Genomic DNA, 26,512 nt, shown 5'->3' with positions numbered 1-26,512 from the left:
AGCAGACAGACATAACTACTGTTCACCGTTCAAAAAAGTTCGACGGGATATCGGTGCTGAACGCCACCTTTCTCATTCTGGTCTCACTGCTCTGTATCCTCCCGCTCATTCATATTATAGCGGTGTCCTTCAGCTCCAGCGCGGCCGCCTCCGCAGGGTATGTCAGGCTCTGGCCGGTAGATTTCACATTCGCCTCGTATATGTATACGATGAGCCGCACAGAATTCTGGCAGTCGATGCTTGTATCGCTGACCCGGATCGGAATTGGGACGCCGCTGAACCTGTTGCTGACGATCCTCGTGGCCTACCCGTTATCCAAGGAATCACACGCTCTGCGGTTCCGCAGCGTCTATGCCTGGGCCTTCTTCGTCACGATGCTGTTCAACGGCGGGCTGATCCCCTGGTATACCACGCTCAAGGAGTACGGCCTGCTGGATTCCATCTGGGCGCTGGTGCTGCCCGGCGCAGTTCCTGTGTTCAGTGTGGTGCTGCTGCTTAACTTCTTCAGGGAGATTCCGAAGGAGCTGGAAGAGGCGGCGCTGATTGACGGGGCCGGCCACTTCCGGACGGTCTGGTCTATCTTCGTGCCGATCTCTAAGCCGGCGCTGGCTACACTGGCCTTATTCTCCATGGTGGAGCACTGGAATAGCTGGTTCGACGGCCTGCTGCTGATGGGGAACCCGGCGAACTATCCGCTGCAGAGTTATATTCAGACGATTGTCATCCAGCAGAACCTGTCGAATATGTCGCGTGATGCCATGCTCGATCTGGCGCTGATCTCGGACCGGACGCTGAAGTCTTCTCAGATCTTCCTCGGCTCCCTGCCGATTATTCTGGCCTATCCGTTCCTGCAGAAATATTTCGTGAAGGGGATTGTACTCGGCAGTGTCAAAGGATAACCTCCCGGAAGTTATGCATAAGCCTGCGGCACTCCCCGGATTCAGGCTATAATGGTGAAAATGATTGCTGGGGGCCTGGGATTGTTGTTCAAAAAGGATTACTCACTGCGCAATACGATATTTCTGCGGCTGATTGTGACCTTTCTGCTCATTATGCTGCCTATTCTTGTGTTCGCCGCTTATCTGTATCAATGGATTGTGCAAACGGCCAGCAGCGATATCCGAAGCTCGGCCAGCGCACAGACCGTCTTCTATCTAAATGATATGGAGAATGAGATCGAGCGGATGAAGCTGCTGCAATACAGCCTGCTGGAGGATGAGGATCTGAACAAGCTGGCTCTGACCTGGGAGACGCTGCCGACCATTGACCGCACGGAGAATCTGAATTCGCTGATGAAGCGGCTGTTCATCGTGCAGAACAGCAGCACGTATATCAAGGACGTCAGGGTTCATATCATGACTATAGGCCGGACCATCTCATCAGTCGGCGGCGTGCGTGAGATCGAACTGAAGCGCTTCCGCGAGATCCGCTCAGTCTTCGGGGACCGCCGTTCCCAGGTGATTGAGTGGGATGGCGGCCTGTATCTTAGTGCGATGAAGCAGCGGGGCATCAAGGGGGCGGAGCCGCTGCTGACGGTCGAGATTGAGCTGGACACCCAGGAGCTGCGGGCGGCGCTGGGCCAATTCAATACGTATCCCGGCAGTGGAACGCTGCTGCTCTCCGATAGTGCGAGATTCGCGCTCTACAGCATGACCGGCGGGCTGGCGCAGGCGGAACCGTCCCAGTATGCCCGGGATATCCGCGCGGTGGCCTCCGGGGAGAGGCTGAGGATCGCAGGTGCGCCTTATTATATCGTCCAGACCGGCTCACAGGAGCTGGGCTTGTCCATCTACCGGATCATTCCGGAGGCTATTATCAAGAATCCGCTAAGCAAATTCTATACCTGGGCCTGGGTGTTTGCCGTGGCTGCGCTTGCCATCATCATTGCTTTTGCACTGTCGACCTACAAGTTCATTCATAAGCCGATGCTGACGCTGGTGAAGAGCTTCCGGAGAATGGAGCAGGGCGATCTGGACATTCATATCCAGCATGAGTCGAAGGATGAATTCCGTTATCTGTACAGCCGCTTCAACCAGATGGTCAGCAATCTGCACTCCCTGATCGACCAGGTGTACAAGCAGAAAATTATGGCCCAGCGGGCAGAGCTGAAGCAGCTGCAATCACAGATTAACCCGCATTTTCTGTATAACAGCTTCTTCATTCTCAACACAATGGCGAAGACCGGCGATACCGAGCGGATCGAACAGCTTACTACGATGCTGGGGGAATACTTCCAGTTTGTCACCCGGAACGCTTCCGATCTGGTGTCATTGGAGCAGGAGATTCACCATGCAAGGATGTATACAGAGATTCAGGCCATGCGCTTCTCCCGCAGAATTGGGGTCCGGTTCGATACTTTGTCGGAGGAGCTGAAGAAGGTGCCCGTTCCGCGGCTGATTGTGCAGCCGATTATTGAGAACGCGTTCAAGCACAGCCTGGAAAAGAAGGCCATGGAGGGCCTGATCATTGTGCGTTTTGAGCAGGAGGATGCATGTATCCGCATCATTGTGGAGGACAACGGGGACCGGCTGACCGATGACACACTGGAGCAATTGAGAGAGTCCCTTCATGTCTATCAGGAGCAGGCGGAGACCACCGGCCTAGTGAATATTCACCGGCGCATCCGCATAACCTTCGGGGAAGAGAGCGGCTTGCTGGCGGACCGGAGTGAGCTGGGCGGACTAAGGGTAACCATCCTGCTTAGAGCTGGAGGTGAGAATGCTGATGTACAGGATGCTTATCGTTGATGATGAAGAGATTATCACAGATGGACTGGCGGTAATTTTCGGCAAAATGGCGCTTGAGCTGGACATCTACAAGGCCTACTCGGGCCGTGAAGCGCTAAATCTGCTGCACCGGACCCGGGTGGATATTGTCCTGTCTGATATCTGCATGCCCGAGATGGACGGGCTGGAGCTGATGGAGCATATCCGCCGGAGCTGGCCGCAATGCAAAATCGTCTTCCTGACCGGACACAGCGACTTCAATTATGTCTACCAGGCGATTCAGGCTCCGGGCGTCCAGTATGTGCTCAAGAATGAAGGTTATCCGAAGCTGACTGAAGCGGTGATGCGTGCGCTGCAGGAATTGAACGACACCATGCAGGTGAATGATCTGATCCGTGAATCCAAGGAGCAGCTGAATACGCTGGAGACCTTAGCACAGGGCGATTATTTCCGCCATCTCATTCACAGCGTCAAGGCGGATCAGGATATGGCCGGGGACTTCGTCCGTCTGAACATTCCGCTGGATGCTTCGCGGCCGGTGCTGATCGCACTTGGCAGCATCAGTGATCCTGAATCCTCGCGCACCTATATGGACCGCCGGGAGACAGCGCTTGCCGTCAAGTTCCTGTCGGAGAAGCTGCTGAAGGAGCGGACGGTCAGCCTTGGGGTGATCGACCGGTACGGTGACCTGATCTGGCTGATTCAGCCGGGCGGGACGGGAGAAGCTTCGCAGCCGGAAGATTTGGAGCAGATGATTAAATTTCTGGAGGGCACCTTCGAGCTGATTCAGCAGTCGTGCAGGGAATCGCTGGAGGTCGGGATGGCCATCACGCTCAGTGCGGAGGAGTGTACCTGGTCCAGGCTTCAGGTAGTATACGATAAAGCGAGGCAGGTTCAGCATTACCGGGCAGGAGACGGAGAGCGGATGGTGCAGAAGGTGCAGCTGAATGAAGCGACGGCGCCGGATACCGCGCGTGACCGGTTCATGCAGGGCAAGGTGGAGACGCTGGCTGCGCATCTGGAGGCGGGCCGTAAGGAGGAATTCCTCCGGCTGTTCGGGGAGATGGCTGAACAGGCGGGGCAGGAATGCGCGCGGGGCAATCCTTATCTGACTGAGCTGTATTACACCATTGCGCTGATGCTCATGTCGTATACGAACAGATGGGAAGCGGATCAGGAGATCGGGGCAAGCGGGCTGATGCAGCTTGAGGTCCACCGGACATGGGGAGAAGCCTTCCGCTATCTGGAGGACACCGCCGGGAATCTGTTCTCTGTCCGCAGGAGCGGCGAGCAGAAGCGGGCAGCGGGTGTTATCGACCGGATCTGCCTATATATAGAAGAGAATCTCGACCAGGACCTGTCGCTGGTCCGTCTGGCCGATGTGATCCACTTCAATCCCTCCTATCTGTCCCGCCTGTTCAAGCAGGAACGGGGAATCAATCTGTCCGAGTATATCGAGGAGCTGCGCGTCCGCCAGGCCAAGGAGCTGCTGCGGAGGGGGGAGCTGAAAGTGGCGGAGGTCGGCTCGCTAATCGGCTACGTCACCCCGCAATCCTTCACGCGGGTCTTCAAAAAGTGGACCGGAACCACGCCGCAGGAATACCGTGCGGATGTGGTTGGGGGGTAAATGGATAGGAAAAGGTATAAGAAAATCGCTCCTTCGGGATGGATGGCGTTGCCTCCATCGTCCGGGGGAGCGATTGTTCGTTGGGGGGAGTAAATGAAAGGGATAAATCCCTTTGGTGCAGCCAAAAGTGGGCTGGATGGAGAAATGAAAGGGATAAATCCCATTGATGCAGCCAAAAGTGGGCTGGATGGGGAAATGAAAGGGATTAATCCCATTGATGCAGCCAAAAGTGGGCTGAATGGGGAAATGAAAGGGATAAATCCCATTAATGCAGCCAAAAGTGGGCTGGACGGAGAAATGAAAGGGATAAATCCCTTTGGTGCAGCCAAAAGTCGGCTGGACGGGGAAATGAGAGGGATAAATCCCATTGATGCAGCCAAAAGTGGACTGGATGGGGAAATGAAAGGGATAGTATTAGAGTAACGAGGAGCACAAGTGCACCAGATATCAGCAGAAGTCGGCTAAATGAGTAAATCAGGTGCAGAAGTGCACCTGATATCGGTAGAAGTTGGCTAAATGAGTAAATCAGGAGCAGAAGTGCACCTGATATCGGTAGAAGTTGGCTAAATGAGTTAATCAGGAGCAGAAGTGCACCTGATATCGGTAGAAGTTGGCTAAATGAGTAAATCAGGTGCAGAAGTGCACCTGATATCTGTAGAAGTTGGCTAAATGAGTAAATCAGGAGCACAAGTGCACCTGATATCAGCAGAAGTTGGCTAAATGAGCGAATCAGGTGCAGAAGTGCACCTGATATCGGTAGAAGTTGGCTAAATGAGTTAATCAGGAGCAGAAGTGCACCTGATATCGGTAGAAGTTGGCTAAATGAGTGAATCAGGAGCACAAGTGCACCAGATATCAGCAGAAGTCAGCTAAATGAGTAAATCAGGAGCAGAAGTGCACCTGATATCAGCAGAAGTTGGCTAAATGAGCGAATCAGGAGCACAAGTGCACCAGATATCAGCAGAAGTTGGCTAAATGAGCGAATCAGGAGCAAAGTGCACCTGATATCGGTAGAAGTCGGCTAAATTTAGTTAGTTTCATTTACAAGTAAATCCGGTAATTCCCGCTCAGCGCCAGCATGGTGAAGAAGTATAGACAGTTGTCGTAATACCGCCGTTCTCCGGTGCGCAGCGGGGTGTCCCAGAATAGCTTGACGAAATGACCGGCATCCGGGCCATCGGCGGCAAGCGAGGCCATGGCCAGAGTGGATAGCAGGCCGACCGGATGCAGGGACAGCTTGTCGAACGGCTGGCCGTCAATGGTATACCGCCGGTAATCAGCCGGATCGATATCGCGGAAGAAAGCCTGAATGCGGTTAGACTGCTCTACCTGCCAAGGATCGCAGCGGAACCATTCATAATCCAGCCCGATGTTGGCGGCGACTCGGTAAGCATCACTGAAAAAGTGGCGGAAATCGCCATGCGGTTGAGGGTCCGCCGGAGTTCCGTCATAGTTAGCGTATTCCGGGGACAGCCCGGTAACCGGGTGGCAGGCCAGGTGTAGGTAATCCCGACTCTTGGCAGCCGCATCCTTCCAGAACGCCTGGTCTGCTTCATCCGCTTCCAGCGCAAACAAATCATAGAAATGCGGCAAATGATAGGAGGGATCGCTGAACGGAGTCTCCGGGATGAACTTGATCAGCCGGGTCGCCGGGTCCCACATCGGATCGCCTTCCCCGTCTTCTCCCTTGTGCACACAAGCGCGGAGAATGATTCTGGCCTGCTCGGAATAATTGAACGGCGCGGCCCCGTCACCCCAGCGGCGGGAAGCGAAGAACAGTGCCATCGCGAAGAACTCCTCTCCATCCGGCGCGGGGCCGGGAGACAGCCGTGTACCGTCCAGCTTACAGTGCCAGGCGAAATAATCCTTGTAACGGCCCTCCGTATGCTGCATGAATACCTTGGCGAAATTCCAGAGCCGGTCGAACTCCTCCTTTTTATCCATCTGAACCGCCATCATCATCCCGTAGGACATGCCCTCTGTGCGCACATCGGTATTACCTGTATCTACGATATAACCCTTATCATCATCCATAGTATGATAGAGCCGGACATCAGGGGCGCCGTAGAACATTTCGTTCCAGGTATCTTCCAGCCGCTGCTGAATGGCCTCCGGACGCAGTCCGTTCTCAAGAAACAGATTTCTGTACTCTCCTGTGTAAAAAGACCCCTCTGTAGTATTCATCATAACATCCTCCAGGTGAATTTTATTTGGCCCAAGTATACCATAAGCGGCAGTATAGAGATTAAAGCGTTTTCCAGATATTTTATAGACGATTCCGGCTCCAGCCCATAATCTAAGGATAGATCAATCTTAGGTGTCTATATGTCATGGACTTCACGCCAAAAGCTTCTCTATACTGATAGGGACATGCTGCAAGATGAATAACAAGGTAAGGGTGATAGAGCTATGAATGAGGTTGCAGAGCTAATGAAGCTTACAGTCTACACGCGCATACCGAACCAGGATTACACCGGGTCTCTCGCCAACAGTGTTCATATGGCCTGTACAGATGACCATAATGAATTTCAGCCGCTGAACCGGAACTATGGCCTGTTATTTGCCGTGGCCACCGTGGATGAGAACAATGTGATTCATGAAAAAGGACTCAAAAACCCCTATCTGTTCCGCACACAGGATGGTGCTTTCGGGATGATTGCGGTAAGGATTGACGCCTCGGGGGAGGATGACGGGGAGAGCAGAGGGCAGATTCTGCTGTGGACCTCGCCGGATCTGGTGACCTTCGATGCCCAGCGGCTTGTCCGGCTGGATAATGAACGCTATGTAAAAGAAGCAGTTTGCGCACTGGAAAGCACTGGCGGATATGTGATCCGCTGGCAGGACAACGACGGCAACTATTATGTGAACCGGCTGGCTGACCTGCGGAAGCCGGAAGAGATCTCGCCGCCGGAGCCTGCGGAAGCCTTCACGGCAGAGCGGCCCGCTCAGCCGCTGCCCGGAACCCGTCCGGGGAATGTGCTGACCGTGGATGGCCCCACCGGCCACAAGGTCCAGGCGGCCTGGACCCCGGTGCATAACACCGGTATTCGTGTGGCGGAGCAGGTCAGTGTAAACTCCGCCGCCGAATTGGTGGAGGTCAGAGCCACAGCGCTATATTCGGACGGCTCCACTGCCGATAAGCGGGTGGACTGGGATACCGCAGGGATTGATTTCACCTTGCCAGGAACTCATACCATACATGGCAAAGTGGTCACTTATGACTTGCCGTTCCCGTTAGCAAGCGGCTATGCAGACCCTGTAATTCTCCCCTGGAACGGCAGGTATTACTTCCTGGCTACCAATGACAATGTCAATAATATCGGCATCTATGTCCGCGTGGCAGATACTTTACAGGACTTATTCGCTCCGGGCTTCCAGGAAGCCGTTATACTGGACCTGAATGAGGAGCTGAACTTCATCCAGACCTTCTGGGCACCGGAATTCCATGTCATCGGCGGGGAGCTGTACATCCTGTTCGCTGTTGGCGGCAAGGTATGGGGACCGCAATGCCATCTGATGAAGCTGAACCCCGGCGGAGATATTATGAAGGCCGGAGATTGGAGCACGCCGGTCCGGGTGAAGCGGATGGACGGCACTCCTTTGGCCGCAGACGGCATTACGCTGGATATGACTTATTTCAAGGTAGACAACACCTCATGTGTTGTCTGGTCTTACCGCAAAGGAATCGGAACGCCGCTGGATACCGGCTCCATGCTGTATATCGCCACTGTAGATGAAGCGAACCCGGCGGTATTAACCAGTGAGCCGGTGCTGCTGTCGCGTCCGCTGCTCGGCTGGGAGAATGTTCAGGGCACCATCAACAACGAAGGCCCGTATCCGCTCCTGACGGAAGATACCGTGTATATTGCCTATTCCGGCGGGGCGGCAACGGGATATACCTATGCGGTGGGCTGGTTAAGCCTTCCACGGGGCGGCGATGTTCTGGATGCCGGTGCCTGGAGCAAGGCGGGCACGCCTGCACTTTCTTATTATTCGCTGGACGGGGTGTACGGCCCGGGGCATAATTCCTTTTTCCAGGATACAGACGGTACTATGCTAGTTCTCTACCACGGGGAAGAGCAGCTGGTGAAGCATGGAACGAGATGCTCGGCGATCCACAGAGTCCATTACAACAGTAACGGCGTCCCTCTGCTAGATGTGGCCGGGGATAGAGATGTACACCCGGATTACGCCGAGTGCACGATACAGGTGACTGTGCTTGCTTAGCCGGGCACCTCTTACAACGACAATCTATATAACAAATGGAGGATGTTAGAATGACACAACAACAAGGATTTAACCCCTATCTGCCTTCCTGGGAGTATGTGCCGGATGCGGAGCCTTATGTTTTTGAAGGAAGAGTATATGTCTATGGCTCACATGACCGGTTCAACGGCCACGCCTTCTGTCTGAACGACTATGTCTGCTGGTCAGCGCCGGAGGACAATCTGGGCGATTGGCAGTATGAAGGGGTGATCTACCGGACGACAGATGATCCGCTCAACCCGGAAGGCAGCATGTGTCTCTATGCACCGGATGTGACGCAGGGACCGGACGGGCGCTACTATCTCTACTATGTACTGGACAAGGTTCCTGTCGTATCGGTAGCGGTCTGCGATAAGCCGGGCGGCAAATACGAATTCTACGGCTATGTCACCTATAAGGACGGCACGCGTCTGGGCGAACGGGAGGGTGATGAGCCGCAGTTTGACCCGGGGGTATTAACCGAAGGAGACACCACTTACCTGTATACCGGCTTCTGCGGATACGGCGACAAGTCCAGACACGGCGCGATGGCTACCGTACTGGGTCCTGATATGCTTACGATTATTGAAGAGCCTGTGTTCGTTGCACCGAGCCAGCCTTACAGCCAGGGGACCGGCTTCGAGGGCTATGAGTTCTTCGAGGCCCCTTCCATCCGCAAAAGAGGGGATATCTACTACCTGATCTACTCCTCCATCTCCATGCATGAGCTGTGTTATGCCACCAGCAGTCATCCCACCCGGGATTTCGTGTATCAGGGAGTCATTGTGAGCAATTGTGATCTGCATATCGATACGTATAAGCCTGCGGACCGGACGATGTATTACGGCGGCAATAACCACGGCAGCATCGTGGAGGTTAATGGAGCGTGGTATATCTTCTATCACCGGCATACCAACGGGACCGCGTTCTCGCGCCAGGGCTGCATCGAGCCGATTACGTTCCGTGAAGACGGCACCATCCCGCAGGTGGAGATTACAACCTCCGGCCCGAACGGCGGCCCGCTGGAGGGACGCGGAGAATATCCGGCATACCTGGCCTGTCATTTGTTCACCAAGGATCAGGAGATGTATACCGGAGGGTTTGGCAAGGTGGGTGCCTGGATGGACAGCCGGTTCCCGAAGATTACCCAGGACGGCAGAGACGGTGAAGAAGAGGTTGGCTATATTGCCAATATGACGGAGTCGGCCACTGCCGGGTTCAAGTATTTTGACTGCAAGGGGATTAGCCGGGTCTCCATCAAGGTGCGGGGATATTGCCATGGGGAGTTCCAGGTGAAGACGGCTTGGGACGGGCCTGCGCTTGCTTCTATTCCGGTAGGCTTCACGAATGTCTGGAAAGAATATGCTGCGGAAGTGGCGATTCCGGACGGCGTGCAGGCGCTGTATTTCACGTATACCGGAGGCGGCGGCGCGCAGTTTGCATCGTTTACGCTGGAGTAGACCGGAGGCATTCAGACCGGGCATGACACAGACAGCAGGACCAGGGAGCGTGTTCCCGGTGCTGCTGTTTTGTCGTTCACATCGTGGAGCGTACACTCTCAACCTGCTGCTACACGCCGGAAGAATACCGGGCCTTGTACTCTGAGGGGGTCATGTTCATATAATGCTTGAACCATTTGGAGAAATAGCTGACATGCTGGTAGCCTGACTCCAGCGCAGCCTCCAGCACATTGTATGATCCGCTGCGGAGCAGACTGGCCGCCTGACTGATGCGGATATAATTCAGATACTCCATCGGGCGCATCCCGGTCTGAGCCTTGAAAAACTTGCAGAAATGCGAGCGGCTAAGCGATACAACGGAGGCAAGCTGATCCAGCTCCAGCCGGTCGCGGGAATGCGTCTCCATATAGCTCAGCACCTCCCGGATCTGCCGGTTATATTCCCGGCCGTGCCGGGTCTCCGCCGCCGGGTTCAGCCCGGTCAGCCCGTATTGATAGCTGTCTGCGATGAACAGCAGCAGGAGCGCCTTCAGACTCATTTCGTATGCCTCGGGCTTACGCTCATAGCGGCTTAACAGCTCCCTGATTAGCTGAAGCAAGGGGGAGTGGGCGGTATCTGCAGCAGATAACAGAGCGGGAAGCCGGACCTTCCCTTGCAGGACGGGGTCCAGGAACAGCTCCTGCACCCGGTCGGGCTGAGGCGAAGACAGCCAGGAGCCTTTGAACACGATGGAATAATAACAGGTGCCCCCCATGGCGGTGTCCATGCCCGAATGAAGCTCGCCGGGATGAACAATCAGGGCATCTCCTGCTTGAATGGCGAACTCGCGGCTCTCAATATAGAAGGTAGCGCGGCCTTCCGCCAGATAGATCACCTCCATCTCGTTATGCCAGTGCACGGGAAGAATGGAATGCACGCGGGCCTGATGCTCCACCCGGTAGATATGCAGCGGGAATTCCGGCTGGCCGTGCAGCTTGTTCTCCCGGTAACGGTGTTCGTACATGATGCCCTCCTCTGAATCGCTATATTGTGATGATATCGCGCAAATATATGGTAGATGAACCGCTATCAATAATAATATCATTATCATCAGAGGAAGTCATAAGGAAGGGTGAAACCATAATGAAACTGATAACTGTTCAATCCGGCGAGGCTGGCGTAAGGCTGGAGACTAGTGAGGGAATAATGCATATCGGCTGGTGTACGCCGGGGATTGCCAGAATCCGCTATACGCTGAATGCTGAGCTGAGCGGTAAAGAGAGTCTGATGGTGGTAAGCCGGCCAGAAGCCGAGACCGTACCTTACACTATCACTGACCTGCCCGGCCATCTGGAGATCTCAACGGCGCAGCTAATGATTGAAGTGGATAAAGAGAGCTGTGCCTTCAGCTACAGAGCTGCGGACGGCACACTGCTGACACGGGAGCCGGCCAGAGGCGGCAAAACCCTGGAGCGCACAGAGGTCTATCATACGGTATTCGATGCTTCGGCAGACACGGTAGAGACCGGACAGGGTGCGGATGGGCTGCGTGCCAGAGCGGAGGGCGTCAACCGGAGGCTGGACCGGGAGGCTTTTCACACGAAGCTGGAATTCGAATGGCAGGAAGGCGAAGCTCTGTACGGACTTGGCTCCCATGAAGAGGGGATGATGAACCTCCGGGGACGGCAGCAATACTTGTACCAGCAGAATATGAAGGCGGTTGTACCGGTACTGGTGTCTACACGCGGGTACGGGATTCTGGTAGATTCGGGGTCTTATATGACTTTTCATGACGATGCCTTTGGCTCGTACCTCTGGAGCGATGCGGATGAAGAGATGGATTACTATTTCATTTATGGTCCGGAATTCGATCAGATTACGGCGGGAATCCGCTACCTGACCGGAGATGCGCCAATGCTGCCGAAGTGGTCCTTCGGGTATGTGCAGTCCAAGGAAAGATACGTCTCCCAGGCAGAACTTCTTGCCACTGTGCAAGAGTATCGTGAACGTTCGCTTCCCCTCGACTGTATCGTGCTCGACTGGCAGTCCTGGACGGGTAATCTGTGGGGGCAAAAGACTTTTGATCCTGAGCGCTTCCCCGATCCCTCGCAGATGATGGACAGCCTGCACGCTATGAACGCCAAGCTGATGGTATCCATCTGGCCGATTATGGGCGCGGGCGGGGAGAATCATGAAGAGATGAAGGCACGCGGCTTCCTGCTCGGCAATCAGGCGACGTATGATGCCTTCTCGGAGGAGGCTCGTGCGCTGTACTGGAAGCAGGCCCATGAAGGACTGTTCGCCCACGGCATTGATGCCTGGTGGTGCGATTGCACCGAGCCGTTCGAAGCGGACTGGAAGGGCGCGGTGAAGCCGGAGCCGGAGCAGCGGCTGCTGATTAATACGGCAGAATCGAAGCGGTATCTCGATCCGGGCTTGATCAATGCCTATTCCATGCAGCACTCCAAAGGGATCTATGAAGGCCAGCGTGCAGCGACCTCAGCGAAACGGGTGATCAATCTGACACGCTCCGCGTTTGCAGGGCAGCACCGTTACGGCACGATTACATGGTCTGGTGATATAGCCGCTAACTGGGAGACGTTGAGGAAGCAGATTGCAGACGGCCTTAACTTTTGCCTGACCGGTTCGCCATACTGGACGCTGGATATCGGGGCGTTCTTCGTGAAGAATTCCAAGGAGCAGTGGTTCTGGAGCGGGGATTATAACGAAGGTGTTGCGGATCTGGGCTATCGGGAGCTGTATGTCCGCTGGTTCCAGCTCGGGGCCTTCCTGCCGATGTTCCGTTCGCATGGCACGGATACGCCGAGAGAGATATGGCAGTTCGGCCAGGAGGGGGAGCAGATGTATGACACGCTGGTGAATTATCTGAAGCTCCGTTACAGGCTGATGCCATACATCTACTCCCTGGCCGGAGCTGTGGCACACCGCAGCTATACTATGTTCCGTGCGCTGGCCTTCGATTACCGGGAGGATGTGCAGGTCCATGCCATCGGCGACCAGTTCATGTTCGGTCCGGCCTTCATGGTGGCTCCTGTGACAGAGGCCATGTATTACGGTCCCGGCTCCCGCGAGCTTGAGGGGGTTCTTAAGCAGCGCCGGGTCTACCTCCCTGAAGGCGAATGGTATGATTATTGGAGCGATGAACGGCTGGAGGGCGGCGTGACGATTGAAGCCAAGGCGGATCTGGAGACGCTTCCCCTGTATGTCCGCGCCGGGTCCATTGTTCCGCTCGGCCCCGACGTTCAATATACGGATGAACAGCCGGAGGCGGTGACAAGGCTCAAGGTATACGGCGGCAAGGATGCAGCCTTCACCCTGTATGAAGATGAAGGCGATAATTATAATTATGAGACCGGCGCCTATGCCATGATTGAGCTGAGCTGGTGTGAAGCGGACCGCAGCCTGACGATCGGGAAGCGGGCCGGAGACTATGCCGGAATGCAGGCGGTAAGGCAATTTGCCGTAGAGCTGGCCGGTTATGCGGGAAGCCGCATTGTCACTTATGAAGGGGAAGCTGTAACCGTCCGCGAAGCGGACTTGCAGAGCTGAGGCTTCATTCAATGTGTGACTCATTGTACGTTTGATAGAGAAGCTCTAGTAAGCTCTGTTACTCTTGCGGTAGGCGGCGGGTGTCATGCTGGTGATTCTTTTGAATGTACGGTAGAAATGGGGCAAGCTCTCGAAGCCGCAGGCCATGGCGATCTGCTCGATGGTGCCGCTTGATTGCAGCAGGCTGTCCTTGGCGGCAAAAATCCGCTTGGTCGCAATATAATCCGTCACATTCATGCCCAGACGCTGCTTGAAGACCCGGCTGAAATGGGCCGGTGAGATATTCGCCCGCGCAGCCAGAGAGCTTAGCTCCAGCGGCTGATCCAGATGATCGTTGATATACCTGAGCGCCTCACGGAACCACTCCGGCAGCAAGGGATTGGAAGCAACCGGCTCGGCGGCTTGCGGCAGGCAGTAGCGGTTCAGATGCAGCAGTGTAAGATGAAGCAGCAGCGTAAGCGCCTGCCCGCCGTCCGGCTGATTCTGCTCGCGTTCCCGGTGGATCGCATCGATATCATTTTGCAGAATTTCAGCATGCTCTGGAGACAGGGTATACTTGTACTGCTTGTTTGTCTTGGCAGCGTCGAACAGCTTCAGATAGGGATAAGACTCACTGTAGGTATGGTTATGAATCAGAGCCGGGCTGAAAAAAAGGGCAGAGGAGGTCACCGGCTCTTCATTGTCGGGAAATCCCCGGTGTACCGTGTTTCCGGGAACGACAATAATGTCACCCGGATGCATCTCATAAAAGGTCTGATCGATAAAAAAGCTTCCTTTGCCGCCGTATACGTAAATGAATTCGTACCAGTCATGCTGGTGGTCGGGCAGCTCGCGCTGCGGACTTTTCGTTTCCTTATAGTCCAGCAGCAGCGTAACCGGTAATTGATGGTCAAAATGCCTGCGGATCGGTTCCATGAAGTCGCCCCCCTGAGCTACATCTCTGCATTCTTACCCACATCATATCAAAATAAGGTATAGATTTGTTTGTTTTAGCTATTTTTATTCCTTTATCGGATGTTTACAATAAGGTGGAATGGAGGCGTTATCATGTATATTGATGCTCATCAGCATTATTGGAAGATAGACAGGGATGATTATGGATGGATTACGCCGGAGATTCCGGTGCTGTTCCGGGATTATCTGCCCGCTGATTTGGAGCCGGAGCTAACGAAGCACGGGATCAGCCGTACGATTGTCGTACAGGCTGCACCTACGGTGGAGGAGACGGAATATATTCTGGGACTCAGCGGGCAGGCGGAGTCTGTCGCGGGCGTGATTGGCTGGCTGGATCTGGCAAGCCCTTCCTTCCAGGCCGAATTCGAGCGTCTCAGCAGACATCCGAAGTTCACCGGGCTGCGGGTGATGATTCAGGAGATGGCGGACCCCGGGGTGCTTTTGACCCGGCCTTATATAGAAGCGCTCTCATATCTTGCGGAGCGGGATGTGCCGGTGGATCTGCTGGTGCTGGCCGATCAGCTTCCGCAGCTCATTGAGATGCTGGAACAGGTTCCGGGACTGCGGGGAGTCATTGATCACCTGGCCAAGCCCCCGATTGCAACGGGTAGCCTGGAGCCGTGGAGAAGCCAAATGGCAGAGGTTGCGGGGCATCCGGGAATTTACTGCAAGCTGTCCGGGATGGTCACTGAAGCAGATCCCCAGGGCTGGACGCAGGAGGATTTCACGGCTTACGTACATGCTGTGCTGGAGCTGTTCGGACCGGAGCGGGTGATGTTCGGCAGTGACTGGCCTGTGTGCCTGATGGCGGCAACCTATGAGGAGGTTGTGGGGATTCTGCGCACAGCACTGCAAGGCCGACTGTCTGCGGAAGAGATGGAGCCGGTGTTTGGAGCGAATGCTGTTAGATTTTATAAGCTGGATTTATAAACCATAGGAGGTAGTGCAAGATGAAATACAGAAAGCTGGGCAATACGGGACTGGATGTCTCTGCATTAAGCTTCGGGGCCTCTTCGCTGGGCAGTGTATTCCGGGAGGTTCCGAAGGATGAGGCTATCCTCACGGTTCATACGGCGCTTGATCTGGGGATTAACCTCATTGACGTCTCCCCTTACTACGGTCTGATGAAGGCGGAGACCGTGCTGGGTGAGGCACTCCAGACGGTACCGCGCGACAAGTATATCCTGAGCACGAAGGCCGGACGTTACGGCGAGGGGGAATTCGATTTCTCCAGAGAGCGGATCATCCGCAGCGCGGAAGAGAGTATGGGCAGACTGGGCACAGATTACCTGGATATTCTGCTGCTGCATGATGTTGAATTCGGCTCGCTTACGCAGGTGATGGAGGAGGGAATTCCGGCGCTGGAAGAGCTGAAGCAGGCGGGCAAAATCCGTTACTCCGGCGTCAGCGGCCTGCCGCTGAGTGTGTTCGAGAAGGTGCTGCCGCAGACCAAGCTGGATGTCATTCTGTCCTATTGCCATTATTCGCTCAACGATACCACGCTGCTGCGGCTCCTTCCGCTGCTGGAGGAGAGAGGCACGGGGCTGATGAATGCGTCGCCCATCTCGATGGGGCTGCTCAGCAACCGTAAGGTGCCGGATTGGCATCCGGCAGGAGCGGAGATTCAGGCCGCATGCCAGCGCGCCGCTGAGTATTGCAGGGACAAGGGAGAAGACATCGCCAAGCTGGCCGTCCAGTTCTCCACCGCGAACGAGCAGATTCCTACGACCTTGGTCAGCACGGCGACACCAGCCAATATCCGCAACAATATTAAGTGGACCGAAGAGCCGATCAATGAACAATTACTGGCAGATGTACGCGATATTCTGAAGCCGATCGACGGGGCGACCTGGCCGAGCGGACTGCCGGAGTGGAACGAAGCACAGAGCCGGAACGGGGAGCGCTTATAATGAAGGGAATTATTTGTGAGGAAATCGGAAAGTTCGTCTACAGGGAAGATCTGCCGGAGCCGGAGCTGCTGGATGGAGAGGCGGTGGTAAGCATCCGCCGGATCGGCATCTGCGGGACGGACCTCCACGCTTACCGGGGCAACCAGCCTTATTTCACTTATCCGCGTGTGCTGGGGCATGAGCTCTCAGGGATTATTGAGCATATTGGCGATAACCCGCAAGGGCTGCGGGCCGGTGATCAGGTCAGTGTCATTCCGTATCTGCATTGCGGAGAGTGCCGGGCCTGTCTGAGCGGTAAAACGAATTGCTGTAAGCAAATGAGAGTGTTCGGTGTTCACCTGGATGGCGGAATGCGGGAACGGGTAAGTCTGCCTGTAGGCAATCTGCTGAAGACAGACGGGCTGACGCTGGATCAGGCGGCCATGCTGGAGCCGCTGGCGATCGGTGCCCATGCGGTGCGGCGCTCCGGTGTCGGCGCGGGGGAGCAGGTACTGGTAATCGGCGCAGGCCCGATCGGACTGGGCGTAATGGTCATGGCCCGGTACGCTGGGGCGAAGGTCATTGCGATGGATGTCAATGACGAACGTCTGGCCTTCTGCAAAGGCTGGGCGCAGGCGGAGCATACGGTAAGCGCCTTGCAGGAGCCGAAGGAGCAGCTATCGGCGCTGACGGAAGGCAACTTCCTGCCGCATGTGATTGATTCCACCGGCAACATCTCATCTATGGAAGGTGCTTTCGGACTGGTCGGCCATGGGGGCACACTGACTTATGTCGGCCTAGTCAAAGGGAACATTACTTTTAGTGACCCTGATTTCCATGCCCGCGAGATGACGGTGCAGGGCAGCAGAAATGCGACCCGTGAGGATTTTGAACGGGTGATTAGCGCCATTAGAGACGGTTATATTGATGTGGACCGCTATATTTCCCACCGCTGCTCCTTCGGGGAGATGACCCAGCAGTTCGAGAGCTGGCTGAATCCGGAAACCAAGGTGATCAAGGCGCTGGTGGAACTGAATTAACTGCGAAGGAGCGTAATAGAGATGACAAGCACAGAACAGAGCCAGCGGTTATGGTACACGGAGCCGGCACAGGAATGGAATGAGGCGCTGCCGATCGGCAACGGCCGGCTCGGGGCGATGATCTTTGGCAGGGTGGCTGAGGAGAAGCTGCAGCTTAATGAGGATTCCGTATGGTACGGAGGTCCGCGTGACCGCAACAATGAAGATGCGCTACCCCACTTGCCGAAGCTCCGCCAGCTGATTCTGGAAGGCAAGCTGAGTGAGGCGGAGGAGCTGGCGGCTATGACGATGGTGGGGCTGCCGGAAGCACAGCGCCATTATCTGCCGCTTGGCGACCTGCTGCTGTCGTTCGGCGGACATGAGCAGCCTGCTCAGAATTATCAGCGGGAGCTTAATCTCGAATCCGGTGTATCCCAGGTGAGTTATTCCACCGGCGGAGTGCGGTATACCCGTGAGCTGTTCGCCAGCTTCCCGGATCAAGCCATCGTGGTGCGGATTACCGCTGACCGGAAGAACGCAATCTCCCTCAAGGCCAGATTCAACCGCCAGAACTGGAGAATGCTGGAGAAGACCGAGAAATGGAATGACAGCGGGCTGGTGATGGGCGGAGAATGCGGCGGGCGCGGGGGCAGCTCCTTCGCTGCCGTACTCAAGGTCGTCACAGAAGACGGAACCTGCCGCAACATCGGCGAATATGTGCTGGTGGAGGGGGCGAGCTCGGTTACGCTGCTGCTTGCCGCAGGCACCACGTTCCGACATCCTGATCCGGTGCTGCATGCCAAGCGGCAGCTGGAAGCGTTGAGTGTGGTTCCTTATGAGGAGCTGCTGGCCCGCCACATTGCAGATTACAGCAGCCTGTACGGGCGGGTTGCGCTGATGCTGCCGGAGAACGCGGAACTGAGCGGACTGCCGACAAGTGAACGGCTGGACCGGTTCCGGCAGGGGGAAGAGGATCACGGGCTGATCTCGACTTATTTCCAATATGGCCGTTATCTGCTGATCGCCTCCAGCCGCCCAGGCTCCTTGCCTGCGAATCTGCAGGGCATCTGGAACGACAGCTTCACCCCGGCCTGGGACAGCAAATTCACGATTAACATTAACGCGCAAATGAATTACTGGCCGGCTGAACTCTGCAATCTGGCGGAATGCCATGAGCCGCTGTTCGATCTGATCGAACGGATGCGGGAACCGGGCCGGGTGACCGCCAAGGTAATGTACGGCTGTGGCGGCTTCATAGCACACCACAATACGGATATTTGGGCAGATACTGCTCCGCAGGATACGTACCTGCCAGCATCGTTCTGGCCGCTGGGAGCAGCTTGGCTGTGTCTGCATCTGTGGGAGCATTACCGGTTCAGCCAGGACCGCCAGTATCTGGCGAATGCCTACGATACAATGAAGGAATCTGCACAATTCCTGCTGGATTACCTGATAGAGGATGAAACGGGCCGGCTGATTACCTGTCCGTCCGTTTCGCCGGAGAACACGTATCAGCTGCCCGGCGGGGAATCGGGCGTGCTGTGTGCCGGAGCTTCTATGGACTTCCAGATCATTGAAGCTCTGTTCAAGGCCTGCATCCAGAGCGCGGAAATCATCGGACGGGACGAGGCATTCCGCGAAGAGCTCCGCTCAGCACTGGACCGTTTGCCGGGGCCGCAGATCGGTAAATACGGCCAGATTCAGGAATGGATGGAGGATTATGAAGAGGTAGAGCCGGGGCACCGGCATATCTCGCATCTGTTTGCACTATATCCGGGGGATGCCTTCACAGTGGAGCATACGCCGGAGCTGGCGGCAGCGGCCCGTACGACGCTGGAACGCAGACTTGCCAGCGGCGGCGGACATACCGGCTGGAGCCGGGCCTGGATCATTAATTTCTGGGCGCGGCTCCAGGATGAAGGCAAGGCTTATTCGAATGTACGGGCGCTGCTGGAGCACTCCACCCTGCCTAATCTATTCGACAACCATCCACCGTTCCAGATTGACGGGAACTTCGGAGGAACAGCGGGCATTGCGGAGATGCTGCTGCAGAGTCATACAGAGGTTATTAAGTTGCTGCCAGCTCTGCCGGCAAGCTGGTGTGAAGGAAGTGTCAAGGGACTGCGGGCAAGAGGCGGCTATACTGTCGATTTCACCTGGACCGGTGGACTCGTTACGGAAGCAGTGGTAACATGTACCGTATCCGGCCCTTGCCGGCTCGAAGGTCCAGGACTTGATTCCGTATCGTTCACAGGAGAAGCGGGCAGCTCGTATACATTCACCCGCTGAGGCTGAATAGCAGGCTGTGCGGGTGACGAATACTATACGATAGTACACTGGGATTGGCGCATTTGCGTCAATCCCTTTCTGCTGTGGTTGGCTAGAACGTCGAGCGGAGCAAATGTAATCGAAATACCGACTACAATTGGACGGAGGACGGCGCGTAAGCCAAATGTAATCGAAAAACCGATCACATTGCGCAGCGCGGAGACGAGCGGGCCAAATGTAATCGAAAAACCGATCACAATGCGCAGCGCGGAGGCGAGCGGGCCAAATGTAATCGAAAAACCGATCACATCTGGCAGTGCGGAGGCGAGCGGGCCAAATGTAATCGAAAAACCAATTACATTGCGCAGCGCGGGGGCGAGCGGAGCAAATGTAATCGAAAAACCGATTACATTGCGCAGCGCGGGGGCGAGCGGAGCAAATGTAATCGAAAAACCGATTACATTGCGCAGCTTGGAGGCGAGCGGAGCAAATGTAATCGAAAAACCGACTACAATTGGACGGAGGAGGCGCGTAAGCCAAATGTAATCGAAAAACCGATCACAATGCGTAGCGCGGAGGCGAGTGGGCCAAATGTAATCGGAAAACCGATCACAATGCGCAGCGCGGAGGCGAGCGGGCCAAATGTAATCGAAAAACCGATCACATCTGGCAGTGCGGAGGCGAGCGGGCCAAATGTAATCGAAAAACCAATTACATTGCGCAGCGCGGGGGCGAGCGGAGCAAATGTAATCGAAAAACCGATTACATTGCGCAGCGCGGGGGGCGAGCGGAGCAAATGTAATCGAAAAACCGATTACATTGCGCAGCTTGGAGGCGAGCGGAGCAAATGTAATCGAAAAACCGACTACAATTGGACGGAGGAGGCGAGTGGGCCAAATGTAATCGAAAAACCGATCACAATGCGTAGCGCGGAGGCGAGTGGGCCAAATGTAATCGGAAAACCGATCACATTTGGCAGTGGCGTAGGTGCGGGTGGGTGCGCAAGGAGCGAGCCTAATGGTGAGGTGCACAAGTGCCCCCGAAACCGCCGAAAGCGAACTCCAGCGTGAATGAGGCGCACAAGTGCATCAGAATCCGCCGAAAGCAGGCACTCAGCGCCAATAAGATGCACAAGTGCACCTGAATCCACTGAATAATACCGCGTCCGCAAAGCAGCCAGAAGCCGAACCCCCGCAGGCACCACGCCCCCACTCACAACGGCAATTCCGCTGCCGCTTTGCAAGCAAGCGTTTTCTTTTTATGAATTTTCAGGGGGGAAGACCTATATTCTATGAATTGTAAGCGCATTCTGAAAACGTATAATTAAAGTTGTCACCAGGAGAAATTAGAAGCATAAGCGATTAGCCAAAAAGGGGAGGCATAACAACATGCACAAAACGGCAAAACGTTCAGCAGCAGCCGCTGCGGCCGGTGTATTAGCACTCACACTGGCACTGACAGGCTGTGGATCAAGCAATAATACCAGCAGCACAGGTACCAAGGACACCGCCACTGGAGGAAACGCCAGCCCGGCAGCAGCCGGAGACGACACGGCTCCGGTAACCTTCTCGGTATTCATGAACGGTCCCGGACAACAGCCAACGCCTGACAATAAGATTCTGAAGCTGATCAAAGACGAGACCGGGATCAGCTTCAACCAGGAATTCCTGGTCGGCGATCTGCAGCAGAAGCTCGGGGTCATGATTGCCGGAGGCGACTACCCGGACATCCTGTCGGGTGACGACAAATTAATCAACGCCAAGGCGTACATTCCGCTTGAGGATCTGATTGAGAAATACGCTCCCAACCTGAAGAAGCATTATGGTGCGGTCTGGAACCAGATCAAGGATGAGAGTGACGGACATATCTATGTACTGCCAAGCTATGGCGTCTATCAAGGTAAAATTACCGAGCCTACTTATCAGGGACCAGGCTTCTGGCTGCAAAAGGGTGTGCTTGAGGAAATGGGCTACCCTACTCCCAAGACCCTGGATGAGTATTTCGATATCATTGCCAAATATAAAGAAAAACACCCGGATATGATCGGGTTCGAATCACTCAACTTTGACTGGCGCGTGTTCCCGCTGCAGAATCCCCCAGAGCATCTGTCGGGGCATCCGAATGACGGGGCCGTTATTGTAGATAACAATGTAGCACAGATTTTTGCCGACAAGGATATCTCCAAGACCTATTACAAAAAGCTTAATGAGATTAACGCTCAAGGCTTGATGGATAAAGAAGCCTTCGTCCAGAACTATGACCAGTATCTGGCCAAAGTAGCAAGCGGTAAGGTCATCGGGATGTTCGACCAGCACTGGAACTTCCAGGACGGCGAGAAATCTCTGATCTCCCAAGGCAAGCTGGAAAATACGTATATCGGCTTCCCTCTGCTCTATCCGGGCGCAGAAGAATGGTATCGTGACCGCGGAGCGGTCGGCACCAACCGGGGATTCGGAATTTCGATCAATGCCAAGGACCCTATCCGCATTATCAAATTCTGGGATAAGATGATTACCGAGGATTGGCAGAAGACGCTTCAATGGGGCGTGAAAGGCGAAGATTATGAAGTGAACCCAGACGGCTCCTTCTACCGTACGGCTGAGCAACGGGCAAATGCAGATCAGACCAGCTGGCAGGTTGCTAACAAAATCTCAGGGATGTTCGGTTACATGCCTAAGATTCAAGGTACGTACAGCGACGGTAACGCAGCAGATGCCGGTACACAGCCTCAGGAATTCTTCGACAGCCTGAAGCCTTACGACCAGAAGATTCTGAAGGCGTACAACAAGAAATCCTGGTCCGAATTCTTCAAGGAACCGAAAGAGAACAATATCTACTTCCCTGCGTATTCCATCGTGCTTAAGGATGGTTCACCGGCACAGCTCGCACAGTCCAAACTGAATGACCTCATGATTAAGTATTTGCCGAAAGCCATTATGGCCAGCCCTGCTGAGTTCGACGGCGTGTGGCAGGATTATGTGGACAGAATCCACAAGCTGGACATCAAGGCCTATGAAGACCGGATGAATGAAGGCATTCAGCAGCGTATCGAAAAATGGAGCGTTAAATAAACCATTCAATACAGAAGTAGGAGCGGGAAATGCTGTTTCCCGCTCTTCCTAAATAGGACTGCGTGAATAGGACAACGTGGAGAGAATGATTTTTACAGGAGGGAATACAACATGTCTGATGCCGTACTGGACAAACAGGTCAAAAAACAGAAGACCCGAAAAAGCAAAATCGATCCGGAAATCGGTGTGGAACTCAGCTGGAAAACACTGAAAACACAGAAACAGCTTATTTTTATGTCCGTGCCCATTGCACTCTATCTGATAATCTTCAACTATGTTCCCATTTGGGGCTGGCTCATGGCCTTTCAGAATTACCGCCCGGCGGTGTCCTTCGGCCAGCAGGAATGGGTAGGCTTGCAGCAATTCAAGTTTTTGTTCTCTGATGATACCTTTATGCTGGTGCTTCGCAATACCATTGCGATGAGTTTTATCAACCTTGTACTGGGTACGGTTACGGCTATCGGTCTGGCTCTGCTGCTGAATGAGATCAAGCTCAAGTTCTTCAAGCGCGCGGTTCAGTCGATTTCTTATTTGCCGCACTTTCTGTCCATGGTTATCGCTGCGGGGATTGTGTCCACTTCACTCTCCATCGATGGCGGGATTGTCAATGTCGTTCTAATGAAGCTTCACCTGATTAAAGATCCGATTATGTGGCTCAGTGAAGGGAAATATTTCTGGGGCATTATCGGGGCATCGAACGTGTGGAAAGAGGTGGGCTGGGGGACGATTATCTATCTGGCTGCTATTACCTCCATCGATCCTTCCCTGTACGAGGCAGCTTCCATTGACGGCGCGAAACGTTTTCAAAAGATGCGTTATATCACGCTTCCGGGAATTAAGGCTACATTCGTTATTTTGCTGATTATGAACATTGGACATATTCTCGATGCCGGCTTCGAGCTTCAATATCTGCTGGGCAACGGACTTACGGTGGACTATTCGCAAACCATTGATATCTTTGTAGTGAAGTATGGTCTGGCTATGGGGAACTACTCGCTGGCTACGGCGGCAGGGATCTTCAAAACGATTGTCAGTGTCATTCTCGTATTCATCGCAAACAATGTCGCAAAACGCCTCGGCGAAGAGCGATTACTATAGAGGAGGAAGCCCATATGAAAGCCGGGACCAAAGGTTCAAGCCGGATTGAGCCGGTTGTATTTCATACATTCAACACGATATTTATGCTCTTTGTGGTTACTGTCACCCTCTACCCGTTCCTCCAGACGCTGGCGGTATCCTTCAATGACGGCAGTGACACGCTTACCGGGGGAATCTACCTCTGGCCCCGTGTATGGACGCTGGAGAATTACCGGGCGGTCTTTATATCAGGAACGATCTATCATGCCGCATTTATCTCGGTATCCCGTACAATTATCTCAACGATGCTCGGTGTATTCCTTACTACGATGCTGGCATACGCCCTGGCGCAGCCACAATATATTTTTCGCAAAAAGATCGGCCTGCTGTTCATTCTGACCATGTACTTCAACGCCGGGCTGATTCCGAACTACTTCCTGATCAAGAATATGGGCCTGCTGCATAACTTCATGGTCTATATCCTGCCGAGTCTGGTCAGCGCGTTCAACCTGATTATCATGCGGACGTATATCCGCGGGCTTCCGTTCAGCCTTACCGAATCGGCGAAGATTGACGGGGCGGGAGAATTCAGGATTTTCTGGAAAATCATCTTCCCGCTCTGTACGCCTGTACTGGCAACTGTCGCACTGTTCATCGCGGTAGGCTCATGGAATTCCTGGTTTGACACATTCCTGTATGCCTCCTCGGATATCAAGCTCAGCACGCTGCAATACGAAATGATGAAGATGCTCGGCTCCATTATGAGTGCGAACAATGATCCGTCGATGCTGGCGGGAGGCCAGAACAATCAGGTCCAGTCGCTGGTTACGCCAGCCTCCATGCGTTCAGCCATTACGATCGTTACAGCGGTTCCGATTCTGTTCGTCTACCCTTTCTTGCAGAAGTATTTCGTGGTAGGATTGAACCTGGGTAGCGTAAAAGAGTAATTGTCACTACGTATTATATAAGGAAAATATGTATACTATAACCGTTTCGGGTACAGCCGAAGCGGTTTCTCCTGTTCCATCACGGGGAGTCCTGCCGGGCTCCAACTACTTATATAAAGATGGTGATTCCATGCTTAAGGTACTGTTTGCCGACGATGAGCCGATTATGCTGGAGGGGCTGCGCTTTCTGGTGGACTGGAAGGCACTCAACTATGAAGTATGCGGCGAGGCGCTGGACGGGGAGGATGCGCTGCAGCTGATTCACAGCACCCGTCCTGATCTGGTCATCACCGATGTGCGCATGCCGGTTATCGACGGCCTTGAGCTCATTCGAAGAGCCACTGAAGGCGATTGCCGTCCGAAGTTTATTATTTTTAGCGGCTATGCTGACTTTGAGTATGCCAAGCGGGCTCTGAAATACGGAGTCTCCAACTATTTGACCAAGCCTCTGGATGAAAAGGAGCTGACGGAGGCGCTCCATACAGTAACCGAACAGATTCTGAAAGAACACAAGGCCTCCTCGCGGCGTGACGCGCTCTCGGCTCTGATGCAGGAGGATACGGTATCCCGGCTCCTGATGCGGGAGAATTCGCAGGAGGAGCAGGAGAAGGGCCTGAATATGCTGGGGATCGGCCCTGCCTTCCGGCTATGCTGTGTCCTGGTCCATGGAGCCGCGCCGGACAGCCTGCAAATGCGTAAGCAGGTCGCCGCCATGAGCGGCAAGGAGCCGCTGCGCGGCATTTCAGTCTATCCGTTCACCGCAGGCAGCGGGAAGCACGGGTATCTGCTGGTGTCACCCCAGGAAGGGCCGGGGCTTGACCGGACACTGCTTACCCGGTGGATGGAGGAGATGCGGCCGCTGTACACCACGCCGGTCTTTTTCGCGGCAAGTCTCCAGCATCAGGGCAAGGAGGCTCTGAATACGGCATACCGTGAGGCGCTGGCTGCTGAGCTGTGCAGGCACGATACCACGGGCGGCGAGGCCGCCGGCTTCTTCGAGAAGCAGGATAAGACGCAGATGGCCATGCTTCCGGCAGAGCTGAGACGTTCGCTGCTGCAATCTGTCACCGAAGGGAAGGCTGAACATCTTACTGCGCAGCTTGGCGAGGTGTTCAAGATTTTCTCGGCGGAGGTGGCTTCGAGCTCCTGGATCGATGCTTTTCTGGCCAATATCAAAGCAGAGCTGCTACGTGAAATTACCGCCAGAGGGGGAGACTATGCACAGTGGGTGGAGAAGTGGTTCCCGTCACGGCATACGGCCAATTGTCTGCCGCTGCTTGAGCGTCAGATCGAGGAGGAGCTGTGTGAGGCTGCCGAGTGGTTCGCAGCGGCTGCGGACGGCAGGGCGGAGGATCAGATCGTGGCCGCAGCGATTGAGTATGTCCGCGGGCATTATCAGGAGAAGCTGAAGCTGCAGGATATTGCGAAGCATCTGCATGTGAATTCCGCATACCTGGGACAACGGTTCAAGAAGCACTACGGCAGCTCTTTTAACGACTATCTCCATGAATTCCGCATTGAAGAAGCCAAGAAGCTGCTGCGCCGGACCGATATGGGGATTTCCGATATCTCAAGCAGAGTGGGCTATTCAGACGCTGATGTGTTCGCCGCCAAGTTCAAGGCACTTAACGGAGTTACACCTTCCGTGTACAAGAAGAGTTAATTCAGGAGGAAGGAGGG

Annotated in this window: 20 protein-coding genes; 17 read left to right on the top strand and 3 right to left on the bottom strand. The window is 54.6% G+C overall.

Going from position 1 to position 26,512, the window contains the following annotated elements:
- Positions 1 to 11 precede the first annotated feature (11 nt).
- The 4 genes from MKY96_RS16850 to MKY96_RS16835 all read left to right on the top strand — a co-directional run bounded on the left by MKY96_RS16850 (position 12) and on the right by MKY96_RS16835 (position 4,776).
- On the top strand, positions 12 to 899 hold the full coding sequence (locus MKY96_RS16850; RefSeq protein ID WP_051478002.1) for a carbohydrate ABC transporter permease: 888 nt from the start codon (positions 12 to 14) through the stop codon (positions 897 to 899).
- An 81-nt stretch (positions 900 to 980) separates the two neighbouring features.
- Positions 981 to 2,747 (top strand): sensor histidine kinase, encoded by a 1,767-nt coding sequence (locus tag MKY96_RS16845; protein WP_340941790.1) that lies wholly within the window; start codon positions 981 to 983, stop codon positions 2,745 to 2,747.
- Positions 2,725 to 4,353, top strand: a complete 1,629-nt coding sequence (locus MKY96_RS16840) for a response regulator transcription factor (RefSeq protein WP_340941788.1) — start codon at positions 2,725 to 2,727, stop codon at positions 4,351 to 4,353. The genes MKY96_RS16845 and MKY96_RS16840 overlap by 23 nt, the downstream gene beginning before the upstream one ends.
- Positions 4,354 to 4,446: 93 nt before the next feature.
- Entirely contained in the window at positions 4,447 to 4,776 is a 330-nt protein-coding gene (locus MKY96_RS16835) for a hypothetical protein (protein ID WP_340941787.1), read from the top strand.
- A 618-nt stretch (positions 4,777 to 5,394) separates the two neighbouring features.
- On the opposite strand, the gene MKY96_RS16830 is transcribed toward MKY96_RS16835, so the two are convergent.
- Positions 5,395 to 6,537: a glycosyl hydrolase family 8 gene (locus tag MKY96_RS16830; protein ID WP_340941786.1), complete on the bottom strand. Its 1,143-nt coding sequence runs from the start codon at positions 6,535 to 6,537 to the stop codon at positions 5,395 to 5,397.
- A 225-nt stretch (positions 6,538 to 6,762) separates the two neighbouring features.
- On the opposite strand from MKY96_RS16830, the gene MKY96_RS16825 reads away from it, so the two are divergent.
- On the top strand, positions 6,763 to 8,580 hold the full coding sequence (locus tag MKY96_RS16825; protein WP_340941785.1) for a family 43 glycosylhydrolase: 1,818 nt from the start codon (positions 6,763 to 6,765) through the stop codon (positions 8,578 to 8,580).
- Between the two features lie 50 nt (positions 8,581 to 8,630).
- Positions 8,631 to 10,058, top strand: a complete 1,428-nt coding sequence (locus tag MKY96_RS16820; RefSeq protein WP_340941784.1) for a family 43 glycosylhydrolase — start codon at positions 8,631 to 8,633, stop codon at positions 10,056 to 10,058.
- A 109-nt stretch (positions 10,059 to 10,167) separates the two neighbouring features.
- Here MKY96_RS16820 and MKY96_RS16815 read toward each other — a convergent pair whose 3' ends face one another.
- Positions 10,168 to 11,061, bottom strand: coding sequence for a helix-turn-helix transcriptional regulator (locus MKY96_RS16815; protein WP_340941783.1), 894 nt, complete (start codon positions 11,059 to 11,061; stop codon positions 10,168 to 10,170).
- A 119-nt stretch (positions 11,062 to 11,180) separates the two neighbouring features.
- On the opposite strand from MKY96_RS16815, the gene MKY96_RS16810 reads away from it, so the two are divergent.
- Positions 11,181 to 13,607 carry a glycoside hydrolase family 31 protein gene (locus MKY96_RS16810; RefSeq protein ID WP_340941782.1) on the top strand — a complete coding sequence of 809 codons (2,427 nt, stop codon included), beginning with the start codon at positions 11,181 to 11,183 and terminating at the stop codon, positions 13,605 to 13,607.
- 45 nt (positions 13,608 to 13,652) lie between these two features.
- Here MKY96_RS16810 and MKY96_RS16805 read toward each other — a convergent pair whose 3' ends face one another.
- Positions 13,653 to 14,522 (bottom strand): AraC family transcriptional regulator, encoded by an 870-nt coding sequence (locus MKY96_RS16805; RefSeq protein WP_340941781.1) that lies wholly within the window; start codon positions 14,520 to 14,522, stop codon positions 13,653 to 13,655.
- A gap of 132 nt (positions 14,523 to 14,654) precedes the next feature.
- On the opposite strand from MKY96_RS16805, the gene MKY96_RS16800 reads away from it, so the two are divergent.
- From MKY96_RS16800 to MKY96_RS16755, 10 genes are all read left to right on the top strand, one after another.
- Positions 14,655 to 15,491, top strand: coding sequence for an amidohydrolase family protein (locus tag MKY96_RS16800; protein ID WP_340941779.1), 837 nt, complete (start codon positions 14,655 to 14,657; stop codon positions 15,489 to 15,491).
- A gap of 20 nt (positions 15,492 to 15,511) precedes the next feature.
- Entirely contained in the window at positions 15,512 to 16,471 is a 960-nt protein-coding gene (locus MKY96_RS16795) for an aldo/keto reductase (protein ID WP_340941777.1), read from the top strand.
- Positions 16,471 to 17,490, top strand: coding sequence for a zinc-binding alcohol dehydrogenase family protein (locus MKY96_RS16790; protein ID WP_340941776.1), 1,020 nt, complete (start codon positions 16,471 to 16,473; stop codon positions 17,488 to 17,490). The genes MKY96_RS16795 and MKY96_RS16790 overlap by 1 nt, the downstream gene beginning before the upstream one ends.
- A gap of 21 nt (positions 17,491 to 17,511) precedes the next feature.
- Positions 17,512 to 19,758, top strand: coding sequence for a glycoside hydrolase family 95 protein (locus MKY96_RS16785; RefSeq protein WP_340941775.1), 2,247 nt, complete (start codon positions 17,512 to 17,514; stop codon positions 19,756 to 19,758).
- Positions 19,759 to 19,845: 87 nt separating this feature from the next.
- On the top strand, positions 19,846 to 20,283 hold the full coding sequence (locus MKY96_RS16780) for a hypothetical protein (RefSeq protein WP_340941774.1): 438 nt from the start codon (positions 19,846 to 19,848) through the stop codon (positions 20,281 to 20,283).
- Between the two features lie 17 nt (positions 20,284 to 20,300).
- Positions 20,301 to 20,807: a hypothetical protein gene (locus tag MKY96_RS16775; protein WP_340941772.1), complete on the top strand. Its 507-nt coding sequence runs from the start codon at positions 20,301 to 20,303 to the stop codon at positions 20,805 to 20,807.
- A gap of 318 nt (positions 20,808 to 21,125) precedes the next feature.
- Positions 21,126 to 22,808: an extracellular solute-binding protein gene (locus tag MKY96_RS16770; RefSeq protein ID WP_340941770.1), complete on the top strand. Its 1,683-nt coding sequence runs from the start codon at positions 21,126 to 21,128 to the stop codon at positions 22,806 to 22,808.
- A 111-nt stretch (positions 22,809 to 22,919) separates the two neighbouring features.
- Entirely contained in the window at positions 22,920 to 23,906 is a 987-nt protein-coding gene (locus MKY96_RS16765; protein WP_036693453.1) for an ABC transporter permease, read from the top strand.
- Positions 23,907 to 23,920: 14 nt separating this feature from the next.
- Positions 23,921 to 24,832, top strand: a complete 912-nt coding sequence (locus MKY96_RS16760; protein ID WP_339224185.1) for a carbohydrate ABC transporter permease — start codon at positions 23,921 to 23,923, stop codon at positions 24,830 to 24,832.
- A gap of 130 nt (positions 24,833 to 24,962) precedes the next feature.
- Positions 24,963 to 26,495, top strand: a complete 1,533-nt coding sequence (locus MKY96_RS16755) for a response regulator transcription factor (protein ID WP_340941767.1) — start codon at positions 24,963 to 24,965, stop codon at positions 26,493 to 26,495.
- Positions 26,496 to 26,512 lie beyond the last annotated feature (17 nt).

Source organism: Paenibacillus sp. FSL R7-0302 (genome assembly GCF_038006885.1).
Lineage (GTDB): Bacteria > Bacillota > Bacilli > Paenibacillales > Paenibacillaceae > Paenibacillus_AQ.
This window is presented reverse-complemented; position numbering and strand designations above follow the sequence as displayed.

What these genes read in the sequence shown, in the direction of transcription:
- MKY96_RS16840 (WP_340941788.1), top strand. Translation starts at nt 2,725, where the DNA reads ATGTACAGGATGCTTATCGTTGATGATGAAGAGATTATCACAGATGGA.
- MKY96_RS16835 (WP_340941787.1), top strand. Translation starts at nt 4,447, where the DNA reads ATGAAAGGGATAAATCCCTTTGGTGCAGCCAAAAGTGGGCTGGATGGA.
- MKY96_RS16830 (WP_340941786.1), bottom strand. Translation starts at nt 6,537, where the DNA reads ATGAATACTACAGAGGGGTCTTTTTACACAGGAGAGTACAGAAATCTG.
- MKY96_RS16825 (WP_340941785.1), top strand. Translation starts at nt 6,763, where the DNA reads ATGAATGAGGTTGCAGAGCTAATGAAGCTTACAGTCTACACGCGCATA.
- MKY96_RS16820 (WP_340941784.1), top strand. Translation starts at nt 8,631, where the DNA reads ATGACACAACAACAAGGATTTAACCCCTATCTGCCTTCCTGGGAGTAT.
- MKY96_RS16815 (WP_340941783.1), bottom strand. Translation starts at nt 11,061, where the DNA reads ATGTACGAACACCGTTACCGGGAGAACAAGCTGCACGGCCAGCCGGAA.
- MKY96_RS16810 (WP_340941782.1), top strand. Translation starts at nt 11,181, where the DNA reads ATGAAACTGATAACTGTTCAATCCGGCGAGGCTGGCGTAAGGCTGGAG.
- MKY96_RS16805 (WP_340941781.1), bottom strand. Translation starts at nt 14,522, where the DNA reads ATGGAACCGATCCGCAGGCATTTTGACCATCAATTACCGGTTACGCTG.
- MKY96_RS16800 (WP_340941779.1), top strand. Translation starts at nt 14,655, where the DNA reads ATGTATATTGATGCTCATCAGCATTATTGGAAGATAGACAGGGATGAT.
- MKY96_RS16795 (WP_340941777.1), top strand. Translation starts at nt 15,512, where the DNA reads ATGAAATACAGAAAGCTGGGCAATACGGGACTGGATGTCTCTGCATTA.
- MKY96_RS16790 (WP_340941776.1), top strand. Translation starts at nt 16,471, where the DNA reads ATGAAGGGAATTATTTGTGAGGAAATCGGAAAGTTCGTCTACAGGGAA.
- MKY96_RS16785 (WP_340941775.1), top strand. Translation starts at nt 17,512, where the DNA reads ATGACAAGCACAGAACAGAGCCAGCGGTTATGGTACACGGAGCCGGCA.
- MKY96_RS16775 (WP_340941772.1), top strand. Translation starts at nt 20,301, where the DNA reads ATGCGTAGCGCGGAGGCGAGTGGGCCAAATGTAATCGGAAAACCGATC.
- MKY96_RS16770 (WP_340941770.1), top strand. Translation starts at nt 21,126, where the DNA reads ATGCACAAAACGGCAAAACGTTCAGCAGCAGCCGCTGCGGCCGGTGTA.
- MKY96_RS16765 (WP_036693453.1), top strand. Translation starts at nt 22,920, where the DNA reads ATGTCTGATGCCGTACTGGACAAACAGGTCAAAAAACAGAAGACCCGA.
- MKY96_RS16760 (WP_339224185.1), top strand. Translation starts at nt 23,921, where the DNA reads ATGAAAGCCGGGACCAAAGGTTCAAGCCGGATTGAGCCGGTTGTATTT.
- MKY96_RS16755 (WP_340941767.1), top strand. Translation starts at nt 24,963, where the DNA reads ATGCTTAAGGTACTGTTTGCCGACGATGAGCCGATTATGCTGGAGGGG.